Origin of the sequence: Pseudomonas sp. HPB0071 (assembly GCF_000478505.2) — a bacterium.
Classification (GTDB): Bacteria; Pseudomonadota; Gammaproteobacteria; order Pseudomonadales; family Pseudomonadaceae; genus Chryseomonas; species Chryseomonas luteola.
On record NZ_KI517367.1, the window covers coordinates 3,940,038 to 3,953,472 of the forward strand.

General features: G+C 55.0%; 13 protein-coding genes and 1 pseudogene. 8 read left to right on the forward strand and 6 right to left on the reverse strand.

The window, feature by feature from the left end; genetic code table 11:
* Positions 1–288: 288 nt before the first annotated feature.
* Positions 289–1,356: pseudogene (locus HMPREF1487_RS28420) on the forward strand (HAMP domain-containing protein); the annotation flags it as partial.
* Positions 1,357–1,458: 102 nt separating this feature from the next.
* Positions 1,459–2,214, forward strand: coding sequence for a methyl-accepting chemotaxis protein (locus HMPREF1487_RS28425; protein ID WP_371106388.1), 756 nt, complete (start codon positions 1,459–1,461; stop codon positions 2,212–2,214).
* Positions 2,215–2,403: 189 nt separating this feature from the next.
* Here the strand turns inward: HMPREF1487_RS28425 and HMPREF1487_RS27345 are convergent, their stop codons facing one another.
* The 4 genes from HMPREF1487_RS27345 to HMPREF1487_RS18350 are packed head-to-tail and all read right to left on the reverse strand — an operon-like array spanning position 2,404 to position 5,581.
* Entirely contained in the window at positions 2,404–2,706 is a 303-nt protein-coding gene (locus HMPREF1487_RS27345; protein ID WP_125912895.1) for a hypothetical protein, read from the reverse strand.
* A 45-nt stretch (positions 2,707–2,751) separates the two neighbouring features.
* Positions 2,752–3,933: an MFS transporter gene (locus HMPREF1487_RS18340; protein ID WP_010798196.1), complete on the reverse strand. Its 1,182-nt coding sequence runs from the start codon at positions 3,931–3,933 to the stop codon at positions 2,752–2,754.
* 54 nt (positions 3,934–3,987) lie between these two features.
* A complete protein-coding gene (locus HMPREF1487_RS18345) occupies positions 3,988–4,752 on the reverse strand; it encodes an SDR family oxidoreductase (protein ID WP_010798197.1) in 765 nt (254 codons plus the stop codon).
* A gap of 31 nt (positions 4,753–4,783) precedes the next feature.
* Positions 4,784–5,581 (reverse strand): SDR family NAD(P)-dependent oxidoreductase, encoded by a 798-nt coding sequence (locus tag HMPREF1487_RS18350; protein ID WP_010798198.1) that lies wholly within the window; start codon positions 5,579–5,581, stop codon positions 4,784–4,786.
* A 104-nt stretch (positions 5,582–5,685) separates the two neighbouring features.
* On the opposite strand from HMPREF1487_RS18350, the gene HMPREF1487_RS18355 reads away from it, so the two are divergent.
* The 3 genes from HMPREF1487_RS18355 to HMPREF1487_RS18365 all read left to right on the forward strand — a co-directional run bounded on the left by HMPREF1487_RS18355 (position 5,686) and on the right by HMPREF1487_RS18365 (position 9,066).
* Positions 5,686–6,642 carry a GlxA family transcriptional regulator gene (locus tag HMPREF1487_RS18355; protein WP_010798199.1) on the forward strand — a complete coding sequence of 319 codons (957 nt, stop codon included), beginning with the start codon at positions 5,686–5,688 and terminating at the stop codon, positions 6,640–6,642.
* Positions 6,643–6,965: 323 nt separating this feature from the next.
* On the forward strand, positions 6,966–7,877 hold the full coding sequence (kdgD, locus tag HMPREF1487_RS18360) for a 5-dehydro-4-deoxyglucarate dehydratase (RefSeq protein WP_010797261.1): 912 nt from the start codon (positions 6,966–6,968) through the stop codon (positions 7,875–7,877).
* A 133-nt stretch (positions 7,878–8,010) separates the two neighbouring features.
* Positions 8,011–9,066 carry an Ldh family oxidoreductase gene (locus HMPREF1487_RS18365; RefSeq protein WP_010798200.1) on the forward strand — a complete coding sequence of 352 codons (1,056 nt, stop codon included), beginning with the start codon at positions 8,011–8,013 and terminating at the stop codon, positions 9,064–9,066.
* A 40-nt stretch (positions 9,067–9,106) separates the two neighbouring features.
* On the opposite strand, the gene rnk is transcribed toward HMPREF1487_RS18365, so the two are convergent.
* On the reverse strand, positions 9,107–9,520 hold the full coding sequence (gene rnk / locus HMPREF1487_RS18370; RefSeq protein ID WP_010798201.1) for a nucleoside diphosphate kinase regulator: 414 nt from the start codon (positions 9,518–9,520) through the stop codon (positions 9,107–9,109).
* A gap of 240 nt (positions 9,521–9,760) precedes the next feature.
* Between rnk and HMPREF1487_RS27990 the strand changes: the two genes are divergently transcribed.
* A complete protein-coding gene (locus tag HMPREF1487_RS27990; RefSeq protein WP_010798202.1) occupies positions 9,761–9,895 on the forward strand; it encodes a hypothetical protein in 135 nt (44 codons plus the stop codon).
* 68 nt (positions 9,896–9,963) lie between these two features.
* On the opposite strand, the gene HMPREF1487_RS27790 is transcribed toward HMPREF1487_RS27990, so the two are convergent.
* Positions 9,964–10,182, reverse strand: a complete 219-nt coding sequence (locus HMPREF1487_RS27790) for a macro domain-containing protein (protein WP_010798203.1) — start codon at positions 10,180–10,182, stop codon at positions 9,964–9,966.
* A 631-nt stretch (positions 10,183–10,813) separates the two neighbouring features.
* On the opposite strand from HMPREF1487_RS27790, the gene HMPREF1487_RS18380 reads away from it, so the two are divergent.
* A complete protein-coding gene (locus HMPREF1487_RS18380; RefSeq protein WP_010798204.1) occupies positions 10,814–11,449 on the forward strand; it encodes an MEDS domain-containing protein in 636 nt (211 codons plus the stop codon).
* Between the two features lie 41 nt (positions 11,450–11,490).
* Positions 11,491–13,116, forward strand: a complete 1,626-nt coding sequence (locus tag HMPREF1487_RS18385) for a hybrid sensor histidine kinase/response regulator (protein ID WP_010798205.1) — start codon at positions 11,491–11,493, stop codon at positions 13,114–13,116.
* The last annotated feature ends 319 nt before the right edge of the window (positions 13,117–13,435 follow it).

A 13,435-nucleotide genomic window follows, 5' to 3' on the forward strand; every position in this document is an offset into this window, starting at 1 on the left:
ATAGGAATAATCTAATCAAGCGCAGCGGGAGTAGGCCGATAGCAAAGGCATCAATTTAATCAGGCCTTTACTATGTTCAACCGTCTTTCAATCCAGCTGAAGATCACTGCGCTGGCAGGCTTATGCCTGCTGGCTATTGTGACACTGCTGGTCGGTGCGTCTCTTTACCAGGCCAAGCGTAGCGGTGAGGTGGTCAAGCAGACCAGTTCCAGCATGCTTGAGCAGTCCGCGGAGCTTCGCTTGCAAACCTCAGGCGAAGCCCAGGCGCTGCGCATCCAGCGAGACTTCATGAGTGCCTATCACTACGGACTGGGCCTGGCAGGCCAGGTCAAGTTGCTGAGTGAGCAGCAGGCAAGAGGGGCTATCAGTGCCCGTGAATTGCGTCAGGAGCTGGTTGAGGTAGTGGGCAACGCACTCAAGGCACGCCCTGACCTGTTGGGGCTGTACATTGCCTTCGAACCCAACGCGCTAGACGGACAGGACAGACAGTTCATCAATGCGGAAGAGGAAAGCAGCAACGCAAGTGGCCGTTTTGCCTTGTACTGGTCTCAAGGGGAGCCGGGAACATTCGATTTCGAATCAATGACCGAAGAAGAGCTTACCAAGACGACTCCCGGGCCGAGTGGTGCAGCCTATAACGCTTGGTACACTTGTCCTCGTGATACGCGTAAGGCCTGTCTGCTGGACCCTTATTTCGATGAGGTGAATGAGCAGCAGGTCCTGATGACCAGCATCGCCCTGCCTATTGAGCAAAACGGCAAGGTGACCGGTGTTATCGGCATTGATATCAGCCTGAACACACTTCAGCAGATTGCCGAAAAAGCCAGCGACAAGCTGTACAAGGGGGAGGGCGAGGTCAGCATCATCAGCCCAGCTGGTCTCCTGGCGGGTCATAGCCTGGATGCCAAGCGGTTGGGAGAGTCCCTGGACAAGATCTATGCCAGTCAGGCAGGTGAGCTGAAGCAGGCTTTGGCGACAGGCGAGTCTGCCATGTTGTCCCATGATGATCTGGTACGTGTCATCGAGCCAATCAGGCCCATCCCGGAAGCCAAGCCGTGGGGCATCCTGCTTGAGGCGCCCAAGAAGCTGGTTCTGTCCCGTGCCATTCAACTATCCGATGAGCTGGACGAGCGGCGCGTTTCCGACAGTGTGTTCTCGGTTGTGGTGGGCCTGATTGCGGTGCTGAGCGGTCTGGTATTGATGTGGTTCGCTGCCCGCAGCGTAACCCGGCCGATTCTGGCCGTTGCCGCCATGCTCAAGGACATCGCCAGTGGTGAAGGTGACCTGACCCGCCGCCTGGGATATGCCAAGCAGGACGAATTGGGACAGTTGGCGGGCTGGTTCAACCGGTTCCTCGACAAGCTCCAACCCATTATTGCGGACGTAAAGCGCTCGGTTCAGGATGCGCGCACAACGGCGGACCAGTCTGCGGCCATTGCGACTCGTACAAGTGAGGGCATGCAGCACCAGTTCCATGAGGTGGAGCAGGTTGCAACGGCATCTCACGAGATGAGCGCCACGGCCCATGACGTTGCTCGCAACGCTGCACAGGCCGCAGAGGCTGCACGTGGGGCCGATCATGCGACCCATGAAGGTCTGGACATCATTACCGAGACCACGCGCAGCATCGAAAAGCTGGCAGCTGATATGAGCGCGTCCATGAGTCAGGTCGAGGGTCTGGCGGAAAGCAGCGAGCAGATTGGCAGCGTTCTGGAGGTCATCCGGGGAGTTGCCGAGCAGACCAATCTGTTGGCGCTAAACGCTGCCATCGAAGCGGCACGGGCTGGTGATGCGGGCCGTGGCTTTGCGGTCGTGGCCGATGAGGTGCGTGGCCTTGCCAAGCGGACCCAGGAGTCGGTCGAGGAGATTCGTCAGGTGATCGAAGGGTTGCAAAAGGGCACGCGGAACGTAGTGGATTCCATGCACGATGGTCACCGGCAGGCTCAGGGTAACGTCGAGCATGTAGGTAAAGCCGTGTCGGCCCTGCGTCAGATTGGTGATGCCGTCTCGGTCATTACCGAAATGAACCTGCAGATCGCCAGCGCTGCTGAAGAGCAAAGCGCCGTGGCAGAAGAAATCAACCGTAACGTCAGCGGTATCCGTGAGGTCACGGAGTCGCTTTCAGAGCAGGCGGAAGAGTCCGCTCGGGTCAGCCAGTCGCTGAATGCGCTGGCCAACCATCAACAGACCCTAATGGATCAGTTCAAGGTGTAACCGCAAAGGCCGCCCTCCGGGGCGGCTTTTCATTTTTGACCGTCTTTTACGGTGCCGTACTATCCCGCCTGCATCTGGTATACAAACTTCCACTCCTTGGTTACGGACATGCTGAGCCGATCGTAGGGCCGCTTGGCTGGGTTGTTCTAGAGTACGGTCAAGACCACCGGTATGGATGCACATCGCGCTTCACGCAACAGATTTGTCACCAGGGTAGTGGCAATACCGTTGCCCTGTTGCTCCGGGATGATTTGGAGCTGAAGCAGTTTCCACGTACTGTCTGATTTCACTACCTTGATGAGCCCCTATGGGTGTGTTCTCAAGCACTATCAGTTGGCCACTTTCAAGGTGCGCCAATACCCGGGCCTTATGCTCTTCCTCGGAGCGCTGCATACCGGCTGCCACTTCATGAGGTACAAGCACGCGTCTCCTCAAACCAAGAGGAAAAGACACATCTGCTTCTGATATCGGCTTGAGGGTCAGCGTATCCATACGGCTCTTCTACGATGGGTCGTTGTGGTTAACCTTTCATACGATTTACGCCACTGGAATAGCAGCCTTAGTCTGACTGTATGACACCACAAGGCAGACAGTTGCCATAACAAAGAACAGTAATGAGGCGCTTAGCACGCCCGTATAGCCATAGGCAGGATAGACCCAGCCCGCCACCGCCGATCCAAATCCAATGCCGCAAAACATGAAGGAAGCCGTCAGCGCCAGGGCGATACCGCGTCGTTCCGGCATACGCTCGACTACCCGCCGTTGCTGTGAAGGCCATACCATGTCCGTAGCGAATGCCCACAGAACCAGCACAGGCAGCAGCCAGCCCAGGTGAGCGGGACCGTATCCCAAGAGTAGAAGCGTTACGGCCAGGAGGCTGATTCCGGACAGAAGCATATGCTCTGCACTGTAACGTCCGGCAGCCCGTGTCACGAACAGGTTGCCTGCTACGCCCGCTATGCCCAGCACGGTCAGGGCAACAGACACGTCCTCTGGCCCACCGTGATACACATCGCGGATGATGGGGGACAGAAACGCATAGGTAGAAAACACGCCTGAAGTGATGAAAAACACCACCAGAAAGGTACTGAGCGAACCAAGGCGTGTGAGCAGGGATACAACCGTTGAAACCGCGATGCGCTCACCTTGCACATAGTCGGGAACGAATCGGGCAATCAGAAGGGCAGTCATGAAGCCCGCGACGCTCAGCATCAGATAAAGCGAGCGTACGTCCCAATGCTGAGCGATCCAGGCGGCCAAGGGAATGCCTGCCATCCCGGCCACGCTCAATCCCAACAATACCATGGCAATGGCGCGGCCTTGCTGGGCCCGGTCAACCAGGGCTGAGCCCAGTGCACCCAATACCGGACCGATAAAGCCTGCGCCCAATCCCATAAGAACGCGAGCCAGCACCAGCACGCCGTAATTTGGCGCCAGTGCGAATAGAAGCGAAGCGCTGCTGAAAAGGCCCAGGCCAAGCAGAACCTGCCGCCGTCTGGGTAGATGTCCCAGAACGACCTGCAGCAGGGGCGCAGCCAGGGCAAAGGTGATGCCGAAGAGGGAGATCAGGTACGCGCTTTGGGTATCGGTCAGCAACCATTCCTGGGAAATCTGCTGCAGACAGCCAACCACGGACAAAGCACCTACCGCCTGGACGAAATACGCAAAACTCAAGGATCGCAATGCAAGCAAGGTGGGTGGCGCGATAAGACCTTTCATGAGCGTCTCCAGTGAATCACCCAGGCCACCCGTGACGAGTGGCCTGGGGCGTATTCAGCCGACAGGAATAGGGTTGGCAATCAGGGCCTGGTTGAATTGCTCTACCAACGCATGCTCATTGGGGCCGGGATTGGCGCGGAAGGCCGCAACACGATCGACAATGACTTCCGTTTCAGCGCTTTGCAGCTTCTCCAGAATCTCCGTAATGAATTCATCCAGCGGCATGGCGCGTGGATCACCACTCTTGTGAGTGAGATCGGTATCGACCCATGGCGGTGCGATTTCCAGCACCTTTACTGACGTATCCCGAAGCATGAAGCGCTGCGACAGGCTATAAGAGTGAATCGCCGCCTTGGTGGCGGAGTACAGTGCGGTAACTGCCAGCGGTACATAGGCCAGAATCGAACTGTTGTTGATGATGTACGCTTCGGGCTGCCGCTTTAGATGTTCTACAAATGCAGCACTGACCCTGACCGGACCCAGGAGGTTGGTCATGAGCAGCTGCACCGCCTGTTCATCGTCCAGTGCGCCGGAGGCCGCATTATCGAACGGCATGACGCCAGCATTGTTGATGATGACGTTAAGGGTAGGGTGGCGCTTGATGACTGTTTGGACGACGGCTTTGATCTGTTCCGGATCGTTGATATCCAGCGCGATGGTATCGATACCGGGATTAGCCCTGGCGACTTCATCGAGCAGTGCTTGGCGTCTGCCCGCAACGATAACCTTGTTCCCACGTTGATGAAAGGCTTCGGCCAGTGCACGACCAATGCCAGACGTACCGCCAGTGATGAAGATAGTGTTTCCGCTTGTGTTCATGGTGAAGTCTCCTGGTTGAATGTAGAAGTGATCAGTACGAGGCGTAGCGGGAAGCAGGCGTATTGCTGGAGAGCTGCGTGGCCAGGGCCTGGCGGGCCGCTTCAAGGGCTTCCCAGCGTTCGAGGGCGTGCAACGAAGGAATGGTGATCAGCTCGCCCTGGTCAAAGCCGGCCAGCGCTGCTTTCACCAGGTCTTCCGGTGACATGACGATGCGTTTGTCGAGGTTTTCCAGCGGCAGACCGCCGATATCCCAGAATTCAGTGGCCGTAGCGCCGGGCAGGACGGCCTGTACGCGGATGCCTTTGTCGGCCAGTTCATGGCTCAGAGACTGAGAGAACGCCGTCACGTACGCCTTGCTGCCGCCGTAGACGCCATTGAGGATCTCTGGTGCAAGGCTGACGATGGAGGAGATATTGATAATGGCGCCCTTGCCGCGGTGGACGAATCCCGGAACGGCAGCGTAGGTAAGGCGAGTGAGTGCCGTCACGTTCAGGTAAATCATTCGCACCATCTGCTCGATATCGCTCCCAAGTAATGGGGTGTGAGTACCGATTCCCGCGTTGTTCACCAGAAGAGTGATGCTGGCGTCTTCCTTGAGCTTTGCCTCAACGGCTGCTAAAGATGATTTATCGTTGAGATCGGCAGGCAGGACCTCCACGGCTCGTCCGGTCAGCGTGGCAATGCGCTCGGCCTGAGTGTTGAGTCGCTCACGGTTGTGGGCAACCAGAATCAGGTCATAACCGCGACGGGCCAATTGCTCGGCATATACCGCGCCGATACCGGAAGAGGCGCCAGTGATGAGTGCAGTGCCTTGATGAAGAGTGTTCATGATGCTGCTCCGTTTGGGTGGGTGTGGAGGCATCATGCAGTGAATTGACCGCGACCTAAATGACGTTTATGGTGCGTTTTCAGGACATCGTCAGGGAGACGATCATGCACCGGGTAGGCTACATGCTGTCAAACGGGTTCCAGATCCTTTCACTGGCGACGCAAACGGTTTTCGAATATGCCAACGTGGTGGCAGGCGAGCCGTTCTACGAAGTCGAGAACTTCTCGCTGGAGGGCGGCGAGGTCCGCTCCTCGCTTGGCCTGACGGTGGGTTCTCGGGCACTCGGGCCCGATAGCCAGGCGGATACCTGGATCGTGGCGGGGGTAAACAATCCACTGGCTGGACCATCACCTGACGCTGTGCTTGGTTTTATTCAGGACGCCAGTACCCAGGCGCGCCGGATGACCGCAATCTGTACCGGTGGCTTTGTACTGGCGGAAGCTGGATTACTGGCGGGACGACGTGCGACCACCCACTGGGCATATGCACGGGAGTTGCAGCGGCGTTATCCTGAGATCCGTGTCGAGGAAGACCGTATTTATATCACGGACGGTCCGATGTGGACGTCAGCCGGGATGACGGCAGGGCTTGATCTGACGCTTGCAATCGTGGAAAAGGATTTGGGTAATGAGGTTGCCCGGTCGGTAGCACACAAGCTGGTCATGCACCAACGACGTGCCGGTGGTCAGAGCCAGCATTCCGAAATGCTAAACCTTGCACCTAAGTCTGATCGTATCCAGAACGCCCTGAACTATGCCCGACAACACCTGAGCCGCCCTTTGAGCGTGGAAGAGCTGGCCGAATCCGTTCACCTCAGCCCGCGTCAGTTCAGCCGTGTCTTTACTGCGGAAACCGGCCAATCACCTGCCAAGGCTATCGAGAGTCTTCGCCTGGAAGCGGCTCGACTCATGATCGAGCAAAGTCGTCATTCATTAGATGTGATTGCCAAGGAAACCGGCTTTCGTGATCGCCGCCATATGCGAGAGGCCTTTATACGCGGCTTCGGCATGCCACCACAGGCAATACGGCGAGGTAATGCGATGACTGAAGAGATGCTCTGAAGGGAAGGGCGCATACAGCCGTGCGGCAAGATGCTTGGCAATATTCAATCGGTTGGAAGCATAAAAAGGACTGGGAATAAGCCAACTCTACCGATTTGAATAAAAACGGTTAGGCTCTTCATGCAGCCAAGCCATGACGCCTATTAGCCCTGTAATTGTAAGAAATTGTTCTGTTGTTTCAGCCACTTGCTCTAGGTTGCGCCTTTCCAGTCAGACATAGACTCTCATCTAGGTTGCACTTTACTTTCTATAGTCATACGATGTCGTACAACAAGTAACGGTTATTCCTTAGCCACGTACGCCATCAAGCAAGGTGCAACAAAATGACTCCACAAGAACTCAAGCACACCCTTTCATCCGGATTGCTGTCCTTTCCGGTAACCGATTTCGATGCGCAGGGCGACTTCCGCCGCGATACCTATATCAAGCGCCTGGAATGGCTGGCGCCCTACGGTGCCAGCGCCCTGTTTGCGGCTGGCGGCACCGGTGAGTTCTTCTCGCTGGACCAGAAGGAATACTCCGACATCATCAAAACGGCCGTGGACACCTGCAAGGGCATGGTCCCGATCCTGGCCGGTGCCGGTGGTCCGACCCGCGTAGCGATCCAGCAGGCTCAGGAAGCCGAGCGCCTGGGCGCCCAGGGCATCCTGCTGCTGCCGCACTACCTGACCGAAGCCAGCCCTGAAGGCGTGGCCGCGCACGTCGAGGCAGTGTGCAAGTCCGTCAAGTTTGGCGTGGTGGTGTACAACCGTAACGTCTGTCGCCTGAAGCCTGACCAGCTGGAAATGTTGGCCGAGCGCTGCCCCAACCTGATTGGTTTCAAGGATGGCATGGGCGATATCGAGCTGATGGTCTCCATCCGCCGTCGCCTGGGTGATCGCTTCACCTACCTGGGTGGCCTACCGACCGCTGAAGTCTACGCCGCGGCCTACAAGGCGCTGGGTGTACCGGTGTACTCCTCGGCGGTGTTCAACTTTGTTCCCAAGACGGCCATGGACTTCTACAAGGCCATCGCTGCGGATGACCACGAGACCGTGGGCAAGCTGATCGATGATTTCTTCCTGCCATACCTGGACATCCGTAACCGCTGCGCAGGCTATGCGGTAAGCATCGTCAAGGCGGGTGCGAAGATCGCAGGGTACGATGCCGGTCCGGTACGCGCACCGTTGACCGACCTCAAGCCTGACGAGTACGAGCGTCTGGCTGCGCTGATGGACAAACTCGGTCCGCAGTAAGGCTCTGTGAGTGGGCTGGCCTCTTAGGCTGGCCCACCAGTTAATAAACCTGCAAGACTGGCCGCCTGCCTGGCCATTTCCATAACCCATTTCAAATGCTTCTCTGACACGACAATTCTAAAAAGGAGAATCCATGACTGCCTCAAGCGCTTCCCAGACCCATGCTTCTGGGCAAGACACGGTTCACCTTACGCTTGATGACGTACGGGCACTGGCGACGCGTGTGCTCCAACACTATGACTTTACCGCACCTCATGTCCGCTACGTTACCGAAACGTTAGTGGCTGGCGAGCGCGATGGATGTTCATCCCATGGTCTGTATCGGCTGTTGTCCTGCATCAATACCTTCAAGGCAGGCAAGGTCTCTCCGGATGCCGAGCCAGAACTGCATGACATGGCGCCCGCTCTGGTACGTATCGATGCCAAGGGTGGCTTTTCGCAAGTCGCTTACCAGATGGCACTGCCACATCTGATCCAGAAAGCCAATACACTGGGTATTGCTGCATTGGGCATCAACCATTGCGCTCATTTCTCAGCCCTATGGGCAGACATCGAACCGCTTACGGATGCCGGTCTGGTTGCCTTGGCCTGCACGCCCAGCCATGCCTGGGTGATGCCTGCCGGTGGGAGCAAACCACTTTTCGGAACCAACCCTTTTGCCTTTGGCTGGCCTCGTCCAGACAAGCCGGCATTTATCTTTGATTTTGCGACCAGCATGGTGGCGCGGGGTGAAATTGAGCTGCATCGCCGCGCTGGCAAGCCTATTCCTGAAGGCTGGGGCGTAGACGCCGAAGGCAGACCTTGTACCGATCCGGCCACCGTGCTCGACAAGGGCGCCATGCTGACGTTCGGAGGGCATAAAGGCTCGGCTCTGGCCGCAATGGTGGAGCTGATCGCTGGCCCCCTGATCGCCGACATGACCAGTGCCGAGTCGCTGGCATTTGATAACGGCGCACGGGTTACTTCCATGGGAGGCGAGCTGATTATTGCTATCGATCCGCAACGCTTCCTGGGTGAGCAGGCTGAGACCGAGCTTGCCCGTGCCGAAAAGCTGTTCGAGTCCATGGTGGCCCAGGGCGCGCGTCTACCTTCGCAGAGGCGTTATCAGGCTCGTGAAAAAAGCCTGCGTGAAGGGGTCTGGATACCCAAGGCACTCTACAACGATATCCAGGCGCTGCTAAGCGCTTGATCCGGCAGGAGGAGCACACCTGATGCTCCTCCTGACCTGCCTACCGGTGATATTGCCCGGCCTGTTCAGGCTGAAAGGGGATATCCATGATCCTGACCTTGAGCATTCCTTTGCCTGGGGTCGGCCACTCAATGTAGTCCCCGATGGACAGCCCCAGCAGCGCACTGCCTACCGGGGCGAGGATAGAAACCTGCCCCGAATCGCCTGCAAGATCCTTGGGATACACCAGTGTCTTGCAGAATTCCTCACCAGTTGCGTCCATGCGAAAGCGCACGGTTGAATTCATGGTGACGACCGTAGGCGGTATCTCATGCGGATCGACAATATCAGCTCGACCAAGCTCCTCCTGTAAGGCGGTTTGCATGGAGTGTTCGCTGGCCGGCAGGAACTCGAGCAAATCTTCTATCCGCTCAAGGTCCAGTGAGGACACGACAATATCCGGTTTCATGGTCATAAAGGCTCTTGTTGAAAGTGTGCATCCTGTTGTGAATGCTGGGGAAATAACGTCTTGCACGGAATCGAGTATGGACCGCTTATCCGCTTTCAACTACCTGAAACCATTAACGCCTGTTTCTGTAGACAGTGCGATCCCTTGCAGGGAGGAGGCGTGCTGAACAGGCTTTTGCGGTTTACAAGCGTTTGTTGAACGCATGGCCTGATCAGGTATCAGATGACAAACACGCAGAGGTGATTTATGAGCAACCCGGAAAACATGCCTGATCAAGGCCAGACGCCTGATGAATATGATGAATACGGTGACGTTCCTGATACCCAAGACACGCCTAACATGGATGAAAGACCAGACGTGGACGACAGTCCGTTAGGGTGATACTGGGCTAGCAAGACCTGGGCAGCCGTCAAGGGCGGTTGCATCAGTGAGGCAAAAACGCACGAAAGCTAAGGCAAATACTCCACCAGAGTATGGTCAAGGCCTGCCAGCTCCTCATTAATGAGGGCACCGATGATTGCCCAGTCACCCTCTGCAAGCCCGGCGCCAATGCGAGGATAGCCGATACGGCATCCCGAGAACCCTTGCCGAATCGCCCTCACGACTGCGCGGATAGCCTCATAATCTGCCTTGACGCTCTTTCCGCGCCAGTGAGTGTAAGCATTCACTACTGTAAGCTCGAAGTTGCCTTGCTTAATTCGAGTGCATGAGCAAGTGCCCAGTTTTCCCGTACTCCTTTCGAAGCTAGGCAATCAGCTTCATAGGATTCAGGAGACCCTCTTTATAGTCTTAGCGATTTCTGACCTATTTTGCGCTGGCAATTACATCCATGGACGATAATGTTGAATTGGCCCGTTAGAGCAAGTTTGACCAAGTCTCCTTTTATTACCGGCATGATTCATAGCCTTCCCAAATAAGATTAGTGTAACTGATGGTATGTAAACGCATAAAACAGCCAGCAAGCTGAAGAGAGCCTGTACACTATTACCTATTCAAAGACCTTGTTTTTGACAAGCGAGCTCACGAAAGCAAATTTTGACCCCTGCACATTTAGGCCGTGGCAAGGTTCTTGCGTCTTATAAGGTAACGACAGAAAATTGTTATCTAGACTCAGCCAAAATGACTGGCTGGTCAGAATCTGTTTATTAAGCAAATAAAATCTTCAGCTAAATGATATTTAGCACTAAGCTTCTTCGCTAGCTAAATTGCCAAGCGGTAGAGGCAATTAGCCATCTTGGATGGGATTTCAAATTCAAGCTCGTCACGTCAGCTGCTGGTTGTTCTAGAGGACATCTACACATGAACGAATTGTCATTGGCAGGCACACAAATTGAACACTTTCATGTCTGCGCTTTTTTCGATAGTCGTGAGCAGGAGTACGATGTCCTGACTCCTTTTTTCAAGGAGGGGATTGATCAGGGCGAGAAGAATATACATATCGTAAATCCTGCCAAGATGGATGACCATCGGGTACGCCTTAACAGGGCGGGAATCGATACTCATGCCTGTGAGGCCTGTGGGCAACTTGAGGTTCAATCGTGGCAGGGTGCCTATCTTGATGAAGCCGGCACCTTTAATAAGGACCGCATGCTCAATACGCTGGAAAGTGCCTGCAAAGCCGCGCGGGAAGCTGGATTTCCACGCGTGCGTATCATGGGCAATATGGACTGGGTCTTTAATGATGTGCCTGGTGCTAAAGACATTCTGGCGTACGAGGCCGAAGTAAATGAAGTGCTTTCCCAGAACCGTCAACCAGCCGTATGTGTATATGACATTGCAAAAATGTCCGGCTCCATGATGATGGATCTCTTACGTACCCATCCGTTGACGCTTATCAATGGTGTAGTACAGGAAAATCCCTTCTATACCCCAGCATCAGAAATGCTGGCTGAGCTTGCCAAGCGTCAGGTCAAGGAAGACGCCTCGACCACCTGATATGTTATTTTCCTCCTTTCATTTCGCCTTTTTGGAAGACAATGAGCCGTTATCCTGAAGTATTACCGGTTCCCTCCCAGGAAGGCGATTCCTCAGAACGTGGTATTCGAGACCTGATGGGTCTTCTCGCCTTACCCGCCTTGTGGGCAGGGCGAGAGGGTGAGACGGTTCTTCGCCTCATGATCGAGGCCGCCGAACGTATCGTTCCCCTTCGCTTTAGCTATGCCCAGGCGCTGTTGGCTGATAATCCATCCTTCAAAGGCCTTTTGCGAGTCGAGGGGCGTTATTGCCAGGGCGAAGAGCTATCTCGCTGGGAAGTTACAGCCGAAGCCTGGAAAAACACGCGTGTTCCTGACGGGCGAGCCTATGAGTCAGATACTCCATTGGGGTCCATGTACATTGTTCACTTGAGCATGGGCTATGGAACGTATGGTGGAAAAATCTGGTTTGGTTCTTCTGCGCCAGGTTTTCCAAGCATCAACCAATTAGCTCTTTTGCGAGCTGCTGCTTCATTGGCTGCTACAGGATTACAAGCCGCAAGGGCAGATTTTGAGCGTGAGCAGGCCAGTCGAGCCAAAGATGAATTTCTAGCGATGCTGGGGCATGAATTGCGTAATCCCCTGGCACCCATTGTCATGGCGCTTGGATTGATCAAAAGAAGGCATCAGGGCCTGTTTCCGCGAGAGCTGCAGATCATCGAGCGGCAGGCTGATCATTTGTCGCGTCTGGTGGATGACCTGCTCGATATTACGCGCATCACTCGTGGAAAAATCGAAATCAATAAAGAGCCTACAAGCATAACAGGAGTAGTGCTCCAAGCCCTTGAGAATACAAGTGCGCTTGTTGGTGACCGGCGTCAGCAGATCACTCATATATTTCCCGATGAAGAGGTCTGGGTGTCAGGGGACTCCGTCCGCCTGACCCAGGTCTTTACCAATCTACTGACCAATGCGGCCAAGTACACTCATGTTGGGGGCCAAATAGAGGTCGAGGTAAAGACTGACGGTGAACAGGTTTCTATTCTAGTCAAAGATAATGGCTCCGGTATCAGTCCTCAGTTATTGCCCCGTATTTTCAATATTTTCGAGCAGGGTGCGGTTACCATAGATCGGGCGAAAGGCGGATTGGGTATTGGTCTGGCCTTGGTCAAGAGTTTCCTAAGCCTGCATGAAGGAACGGTAGCGGCTAGCAGTGGCGGTGTTGGTTGCGGTTCTACTTTTACGGTTACGTTGCCACGGCTTTTGTTGGCCATCAGCGAACCAACGCAGGTCCTTGAGGAAAATAGCAATACGGTAGTAAAACCGGCTCGGATCCTGATTGTTGATGACAACCTTGATGCGCTTGAAAGTACCCAGGCTGTCTTGCGTCAACAGGGACATACCGTCCAGGCAAGCAGTAATCCATTCGATGTACTGAATATAGTCCGTGAGCTCAAGCCCGAGGTTGCGGTGCTCGACATAGGGCTGCCCGACCTGGATGGTTTTCAGTTGGCCTCTATGCTCCGTGAGCATTTTCCTCCATCAGCGCTAGGATTGATCGCTTTGACCGGTTATGGGCAAGTTAAAGACCGGGAGCGTTCCAAAGCGGCAGGTTTTGATGTGCATCTGGTTAAGCCGGCTTCACTCCATGACCTGACAGCCGCTATTACACGTCTTTCATCAAAATAGATATTCTTTTCTGGTTTATAGCCTGCCTATGCGAGCGCAGGTTTAAACAGGATGAAAAGCCGGGTTATTGAAGAATAAGCCTTGAGCCATGAAGCGGGTAAATAACGACTTATTTCATGTCTGGCTTTAAGCCAAGGCCTAGTACTTTCCATATCCAACCCATCCGAACACCTGCGAGTCACGTTCAGACGCAACTCTTCTGGATACTCTCAAGCACGAACCTGCCGTAGCCGTACCGTCCTATCCTTATAGGATCCACAGTTATCGGTATGGGACTCTAATGAAGCCTGTCCGATTCGCTTTGACCGGCCTATTGGGG

Coding starts and splice junctions, on each gene's coding strand:
- kdgD (WP_010797261.1), top strand. CDS start 6,966: ATGACTCCACAAGAACTCAAGCACACCCTTTCATCCGGATTGCTGTCC.
- HMPREF1487_RS18345 (WP_010798197.1), bottom strand. CDS start 4,752: ATGAACACAAGCGGAAACACTATCTTCATCACTGGCGGTACGTCTGGC.
- HMPREF1487_RS18365 (WP_010798200.1), top strand. CDS start 8,011: ATGACTGCCTCAAGCGCTTCCCAGACCCATGCTTCTGGGCAAGACACG.
- HMPREF1487_RS18380 (WP_010798204.1), top strand. CDS start 10,814: ATGAACGAATTGTCATTGGCAGGCACACAAATTGAACACTTTCATGTC.
- HMPREF1487_RS18385 (WP_010798205.1), top strand. CDS start 11,491: ATGAGCCGTTATCCTGAAGTATTACCGGTTCCCTCCCAGGAAGGCGAT.
- HMPREF1487_RS27990 (WP_010798202.1), top strand. CDS start 9,761: ATGAGCAACCCGGAAAACATGCCTGATCAAGGCCAGACGCCTGATGAA.
- HMPREF1487_RS27345 (WP_125912895.1), bottom strand. CDS start 2,706: ATGGATACGCTGACCCTCAAGCCGATATCAGAAGCAGATGTGTCTTTT.
- HMPREF1487_RS18340 (WP_010798196.1), bottom strand. CDS start 3,933: ATGAAAGGTCTTATCGCGCCACCCACCTTGCTTGCATTGCGATCCTTG.
- rnk (WP_010798201.1), bottom strand. CDS start 9,520: ATGACCATGAAACCGGATATTGTCGTGTCCTCACTGGACCTTGAGCGG.
- HMPREF1487_RS18355 (WP_010798199.1), top strand. CDS start 5,686: ATGCACCGGGTAGGCTACATGCTGTCAAACGGGTTCCAGATCCTTTCA.
- HMPREF1487_RS28425 (WP_371106388.1), top strand. CDS start 1,459: ATGCAGCACCAGTTCCATGAGGTGGAGCAGGTTGCAACGGCATCTCAC.
- HMPREF1487_RS18350 (WP_010798198.1), bottom strand. CDS start 5,581: ATGAACACTCTTCATCAAGGCACTGCACTCATCACTGGCGCCTCTTCC.